This is a genomic window from Stenotrophomonas sp., assembly GCF_031995405.1.
Lineage (GTDB): Bacteria > Pseudomonadota > Gammaproteobacteria > Xanthomonadales > Xanthomonadaceae > Stenotrophomonas.
Genome location: NZ_DAMAGC010000170.1, coordinates 1 through 6,842, shown reverse-complemented (window position 1 = coordinate 6,842; position 6,842 = coordinate 1). Strand labels below are relative to the sequence as shown.

General features: G+C 67.3%; 6 protein-coding genes. 1 reads left to right on the top strand and 5 read right to left on the bottom strand.

Annotated features, from left to right (window positions below; translation table 11 throughout):
• Positions 1–104: 104 nt before the first annotated feature.
• The gene (locus RTO53_RS18910; RefSeq protein ID WP_312239228.1) at positions 105–500 is read right to left on the bottom strand and encodes a prepilin-type N-terminal cleavage/methylation domain-containing protein; all 396 of its coding nucleotides are present in this window, start codon (positions 498–500) and stop codon (positions 105–107) included.
• A 141-nt stretch (positions 501–641) separates the two neighbouring features.
• Positions 642–1,082 carry a pilin gene (locus RTO53_RS18905; RefSeq protein ID WP_312239227.1) on the bottom strand — a complete coding sequence of 147 codons (441 nt, stop codon included), beginning with the start codon at positions 1,080–1,082 and terminating at the stop codon, positions 642–644.
• Positions 1,083–1,284: 202 nt separating this feature from the next.
• Between RTO53_RS18905 and RTO53_RS18900 the strand changes: the two genes are divergently transcribed.
• The gene (locus RTO53_RS18900) at positions 1,285–2,076 is read left to right on the top strand and encodes a response regulator transcription factor (protein WP_312239226.1); all 792 of its coding nucleotides are present in this window, start codon (positions 1,285–1,287) and stop codon (positions 2,074–2,076) included.
• Between the two features lie 7 nt (positions 2,077–2,083).
• Here the strand turns inward: RTO53_RS18900 and RTO53_RS18895 are convergent, their stop codons facing one another.
• From RTO53_RS18895 to RTO53_RS18885, 3 genes are all read right to left on the bottom strand, one after another.
• Positions 2,084–3,946, bottom strand: a complete 1,863-nt coding sequence (locus RTO53_RS18895) for a methyl-accepting chemotaxis protein (RefSeq protein WP_312239225.1) — start codon at positions 3,944–3,946, stop codon at positions 2,084–2,086.
• 292 nt (positions 3,947–4,238) lie between these two features.
• A complete protein-coding gene (locus tag RTO53_RS18890) occupies positions 4,239–6,446 on the bottom strand; it encodes a PAS domain S-box protein (RefSeq protein WP_312239224.1) in 2,208 nt (735 codons plus the stop codon).
• Between the two features lie 202 nt (positions 6,447–6,648).
• A partial coding sequence (locus RTO53_RS18885) for a hypothetical protein (RefSeq protein ID WP_312239223.1) occupies positions 6,649–6,842 on the bottom strand: 194 nt, incomplete at its 5' end.

The following is a 6,842-nucleotide window of genomic DNA, read 5'->3' as shown; positions in this document are numbered from 1 at the left end:
GGCGGAACGCACTCGCGGAGCTACCGGCGCAGAGAACGGGAACTGCATCCGTGGGTGCGGCGGCGGCATGGAGGAGCTCACTCCCACTGCGGCTTGCGCGCCAATCAAGGTACATGGAGGCTCACGCAGCCCTGTGCTGCCCAATGGCCTGGCGTCGCCCAGGGCGCGTCCGCGCTGCTGGTCCATCCGGTCACGGACGAGTAGTTGAGCCACGCATCATCGTGAGCAGTCCAACCGTGGCGCGTGCGGCGGCATCCCTTTCCACGCGATCCTTCCAGCAGGCGCATCTCCGCCCCTACCTTGCCGGCAGAAACCTCCGACACCCCGGCCGCAAGGCGCGCGTGCGCAGCGTAGTTCATAGAGCCGGGGATGACGATGGCGAGCAGCGTGGCCAGGACGCCCACCGCCACGATCAGTTCGACCAGCGTGATCCCGCGCGGGCGGCGCGCGATCGCCGCCGGCCGCCGGCCCATGCCGGATGCCTCGGAAGAAATAAACATCGTTGCCTTCTCGTCATCGGCAAGCCCTTGCGGCCTGCCCTCGTCGACGTCACGGGAGCATTGAGCAGCCCCACAGAAACGAGGAAAGGCCGGCACCGCGACTGCATCGCGCTCCGGCCCCCCGTTCCGTCTACAGCGCGATCAGGTACGGCAGATCGGCGGCAGCAGGCTCTTGTCGGTCATCGAGCTGGTGCAGGTCCAGGCACCATCAACGTTGCGCTCCAGTGCGATGTTGCCGCTCACCTTGCCGCTCTCGATCAGCTCGCAGGTCAGCGAGGCAACACCGCTGGACTGCATATCCACTTCGATCGCGCTGCAACGTGCGGTGGTCGCCTGCAGGCCCAGCTCCGGTGCCGCGGTGGCCATGGCCTCGCCTTCCGCATAGATCGTTTCCACACCGATCTTGCCCGGGCTCAGCTCCGCCAGCGCAGCGGACGTCTGAGTCTTGGCGATGTAATTCTGGTACTGCGGCAGTGCGATAGCCGCCAGGATGGCGATGATGGCAACAACGATCATCAGCTCAATCAGGGTGAAGCCGCCCTGGGCGGTGGCGTTGCTGCGGGGCTGGGTGCGGTCGTTCATGTGTGTCCTTGAAAACGTGATTTGGGTGGTACAGCTAACGAGGTCGGCGCAACCCGAGCCTGGGTTGAACGCGTGCCGACAAGGAGACCACCGCCGCCCCGGATCACGCCATGCAAGGAGTCATAAAAGCGCTCTGTCTGACGTGTTTTGCAACTATTTGCACATTGCGTCAGCGCGCGCCGCCCGCTCACATTCGTACTAGTTGCATTGCCATTTCGTGCAACTTTCCCAAGACTTCCGTGTAATCGTTTTCAGTGCGTTCGACGGAAGATTCTTCTTCGCGCGTATCCATCGTTTTCATGAATTGAGAGACCCTTGCACCATGCACACGCGCATCATCATCGCGGACGACCATCCCGTTGTCCGGCTGGGCGTCCGTTCGCTTGTCGAGATGCAGGGGCGCTTCAAGGTCGTGGGCGAATGCGACAATCCCGACAGCCTGATCCGCACGATCGAACACACCCCGGCCGACCTGCTGCTGACCGATTTCGCGATGCCGTCCGGTCCCATCGCCGATGGCCAGGCGATGCTGTCCATGATCAGGCGCAGGAGCCCGGCCTTGCCGGTGGTGCTGCTGACCACCTTCACCAACATTCCGTCGCTGCGCATCGCCCTGAACGCGGGGGTGCGCGGGATCATCGACAAGTCCGAGCCGATGGAGCGCATTCCCGATGCACTGAGCGTGGTGTTGGGCGGGTCGATCCATCTGAGCCCGCGGCTGCGCGATGCGATGCAGGCGGAAGGCGAACACACCGGCACGGCGGCTGTGCGGGTGTCACCCAAGGAACTGGAGGTGCTGCGCCTGTACGTCTCCGGTGCGTCGGTGTCCCAGATCGCCACGCGCCTGGGCCGCACGGTGAGCACGATCAGCCGGCAACGCATCATGGCGATGGACAAGCTCGGGGTCCGCACCGAGGCGGACCTGTTTACCTATGCCTACGAGCAGGGCCTTGCGCCAGCCCCCCGCCAGTCTTTCGGCACCGCCGCGTACTGAGCGCCGACTAGACCAGCCGCAGCGTGGGATGACCACCGTGCACGGCCGCCGTGCCGACCAGGCGAGCCGTGCCCTGCCCCGCGTCCACCCGGAACGCCGCTACCGTCTGCAACAGTTGGGTGGCCTGCTCTTCCATGCTGCGCGCGGCCGCGGAGGCTTCTTCCACCAGCGCCGCATTCTGTTGGGTGCCCTCGTCGATATGGTCGACGGCCTGGTTGATCTGGCCGATGCTTTCGCTCTGCTGCTGGGCCACGGTGCTGATCTCGGTGATCAGCGCGCTGACCCGCTTCACGTTGACCACGATCTCATCCATGGTGCGCCCGGCGCTTTCGACCTGTCCGGTGCCGGTACCGACCTTTTCCACCGAGTCGGCGATCAACTGCTTGATCTCCTTGGCGGCGCTGGCCGAGCGCTGGGACAGCTCGCGGATCTCGGTGGCCACCACCGCGAAGCCGCGTCCGTGTTCGCCGGCACGCGCCGCTTCCACGGCGGCATTGAGCGCCAGGATGTTGGTCTGGAAGGCAATGCCGTCGATGACCCCGATGATGTCCACGATGCGGCGCGAAGACTGGTTGATCAGTGCCATGGTCGAGACCACTTCATGCACCACGTGCCCACCCTGCGCGGCCACGTCGACCGCACCACTGGCCAGCTCGCTGGCCTGGCGTGCGTTGGCGGCGGTCTGCTGCACGGTGGCGGTGAGGCCCTTCATCGAGACGGCGGTTTCCTCCAGCGAGGCGGCCTGCTGCTCGGTACGCACCGACAGGTCGCTGTTGCCCTCGGCAATCTCGCTGGCGCCCACGGCAATGGTGTCGGCGGCGAACTTGATCTGGGTGATGATGCCGGCCATCGCCTCGACCAGTGCGTTGATGCCCTCGCACAGTTCGGCGATCGGCCCGGTCTTGTCCTGGGTGGCGATATGTCCGGTCAGGTCGCCGCCCTTGGCCGCTGCGACCACTTCGCGGGTCTGCGCCACCGCCTGCTGCATGGCGTGGGTGTCGCGTACCTGGGCGGTGATGTCGGTGGCGTACTTGACCACCTTGAACGGGCGTCCGTTCATGTCGAAAATCGGGTTGTAGGAGGCCTGGATCCAGACTTCCCGGCCCCCTTTGCCCAGCCGCCGGTACTGGCCGGCGTCATACTCGCCGCGGCCCAGTTTTTCCCAGAACAGGCGGTATTCCAGGCTCTGCCGATACTCGGGGTCGACGAACAGCGAATGGTGCTGGCCGCGCACGTCCTCCAGCGTGTAGCCGGTGGTGGCCAGGAAGTTGTCGTTGGCCGACAGGATGCGTCCGTCCAGGCTGAACTCGATCACTGCCTGCGACTTGTTGATCGCCGCCAGCTGGCCGGAGACATCGGCGGCCTGCTGCATCTGCGCGGTGATGTCGGTGGCGAACTTCACCACTTTGTACGGTCGCCCGTTGCCGTCCAGCACCGGGTTGTAGGAAGCCTGGATCCAGATCTCGCGGCCGCCCTTTCCGAGCCGCCGGTACTGGCCGGCATCGAATTCACCGCGGCCGAGCTTGGCCCAGAAATCGCGGTACTCCGCGCTCTGCGCCAACGCCGGCGCGACGAACATCGCATGGTGCTGGCCCCGGATCTCGTCCAGCCGATAGCCGACGGCCTGCAGGAAGTTGTCGTTGGCCTGCAGGATGGTGCCGTCCAGGTCGAACTCGATCACGGCCTGCACCCGGTGCAGCGCGGCCACCTGCGCTTCCAGCTCGCACTGGCGGCGCTGGGCAATCGCATTGGCCGACCCGCGCGCGTCGCGCCGGGCCACGAAAGGCGCCACCAGCGCGCGCCATGGAGAGCCTGCGCCGGCGTCGGCGACCCGTTCCTGCACAGGCGCGTGCATGCGTGAAATAAGCATCATCTGATCCTCGGTGCCCGGTTGCTGGGATCCGACGGGCACGATGCCCGGCGGTACATCGTCTGGCTTGGGGACTACGAAGACGTCAGTGGGGTGACGTCACGGCTGCGGCTTGTACAACACGGTCCTGCTTCCTGCAGACGCTTTGTTGCAAAGGCATGCGGTCCAGGCCACACGAGCGGGGCAGCCACGGGCCAACGCGGAGCCAGGTGACGGCAGCTCCAGTAGGGATATCGACAGGCGCGGCGGAAGCTTTAGGGCGCCCGGTCCCGCACCGACCAGCGGTCGGCGCCTAGCCTTCCCCGCCCTCGCTGCTTTCCACGGCATCGAGCGGATCGGGCAGCTGCCCGCCGCTGGGGGCTTCCACCTGTACGTTGTTGCGGCCCTCGGCCTTGGCCCGGTAGCACTGGGCATCGGCGGCGGCGACCGCGTCGTCCACGCTCATGCTGCCGCCGATCGCGGCGATGCCGATGCTGGCCCCGACCCCCAGCCGCTGCAGGTCCCAGGGAATGGTCAGGCCACGCACCGATTCGAGCAGGTCGCTGGCGATGCGGCGGGCGCGCTTGAGCGAGCAACCGGCCAGGATCACCGCGAACTCGTCACCGCCCAGGCGCGCCACGATGTCCGAGTCGCGCACGCCATGGCGCAGCACGTTGGCCACCGCCCACAGCATGGCATCGCCGGCCAGGTGGCCGTGGTTGTCGTTGATCGGCTTGAAATTGTCCAGGTCGATGAACATCAGCGAGGCGGACTGCCCGGTGCGCGCCACGCGGGTGATCGCCTGTTGCAGATGGGCTTCGAAGCCCCGTCGGTTGCTCAGTTCGGTCAACGGGTCCACTTCTGCCAGGTGCCGTGCCTCGCGCTGGCGGGCGCGTTGCTGGGTGACATCGCGGATCACCCACACCGCCCCGGTGGTCTGGCCGTCTTCGCCGCGCAGCCAGGCGCGCGTCACATCCACCGGCAGCAACCGCGCGCCCACGGACAGCAGCAGGTCCGAATGCAGGTCCACCGCATTGCTTTCCGGATCCAGCAGCACGGCGATGTCCAGCGGCGAGCGCGGCGCGTACTCGGTGGTCAGCTCCATCACGTCCTGCACCTGGCCGTTGGTCAGCGGCGCGGCGCCGGCGCCGGCCAGCGCGCGGGTGGCGGCGGCGTTGGCGTACTGGATCTGGCCGTGCAGGTCCAGGGTGAGCACCATGTCGGCCACCGCATCCAGGGTGATGCGGGTGCGCTGTTCGGATTCGCGCAGCTGCTGGCCGCTGTGCCGCTGGGCGGTGACGTCCTGGATCTGCGACACGAAATGCAGCGGCTCGCCGTTTTCAGCGCGCACCAGCGACACCGACAAGCGCCCCCAGACGATGTTGCCGCCCTTGCCCAGGTAGCGTTTGTCCATGTGGTAATGGTCGCGGCGCCCGGCCAGCAGGTCGCCGACCAGGGTCAGATCGGTGTGCAGGTCGTCGGCGTGGGTGAGGGTCTGGAAATCGATCTCCAGCAGCTCGGCCCGGGTGTAGCCGAGGATGCCGCACAGCGCGTCGTTGACGTCCAGCCAGCGCCCTTCCAGCGACACCAGCGCCATGCCCAGCGCGGCCGAGGAAAACGCACCGGCGAATTTCTCCGCGGCCAGGTACGCCTGCTCGCGCACTTCCAGCATCGGGGTGATGTCCACCGCCATGCCGACATACCCGATGCGGTTGCCGCCGGCGCAGTCCAGTGGACTGATCGACAGGCGTACCTGGCGGCGCTGGCCATCCTTGCGTACGAACGTCCATTGATGCGACCACGTGCCCTGCGCGGCGCGCGCGGTGAGCGCCTCGAAGATGGTGGGCACGCGCCCGTCGGCGTCGGCCTCGGGCTGCAGATAGGCGTGCATTTCCGCCACGTCATGGAACAGGCCCGGGTTGACCCGGCCAATGACTTCGTCCGGTCGATAGCCCAGTAGCTTCTGCGCACCGGTATTGAACAGGTTGACCACCCCGTCCACGTCGGTGGCGATCACCGCCACTTCGTCGGACGCATCCACCACCGCCTGCAGGCGCTGGCGCATGTTGGCCGCATCCTGCCGCGCGTTCTGCAGGTCGGTGACATCGGCGTGCGCGCCGGCCATCCACAACGGCCGGCCCTGCGCGTCCCACTCGTAGACGCGGCCGCGGTCCTGCACCCAGACCCAGTGCCCGTCCTTGTGGCGCATCCGGCACAGGCTGTCGTAGTGCGCCGAACGGCCTTCCAGGTGTGCGTTCAACAGTGCGTTGGACTTGTCCAGGTCGTCGGGGTGGACCAGCCGGAAGAACGTTTCGGGGGTGATCGGGGCCAGCTCGTCGCGGGTGTAGCCGACGATCTGCGCCCAGCGTTCGTTGATCCGCATCTGCGCGGCCTGGATGTTCCACTCCCAGGTCCCGGCGGCGGTGCCTTCGATGATCATCTCCAACCGACGGTGCTGCTCGGTGATATCGCGCAGCGCTGCGTCGATGCCATGCTCGGCAGCGGGGTCGCGGCGGCTCATGGGCACGGCCACGCGCACGGCGCGGTGTCGCGTCGCGCGTCGATCCACCTTGTGAGATCCCTGGTCATACGGCCTCCCCGCCTGCCCAAGCTACGGGCATTGAAGGGGAAGTGTGAACAAAGCCGGGTGAAACCAGAAGTGCCATCGGTCCGGACCGGCCAGGAACCGCCGAAAGGCGGGCCCTGGCGGACCGGCTGCCGGTTCAGCCACCGCGTTTGGCGCGGGCGAAAGCGTCGGCCAGGGCGTTGTTGGCCGGCGGCGCGGCGCTGCCCGGACGCGGTCCGGCGGGGGCGCCACGGCCCCCATTGCGCTGGCCACCGCCACCGCCCGCATCCCGACGGCCGCCGCCGGCCGGGCGCGCATCGCGCTCGCCGGGGGCCTTGGCCGGGGCCGGGG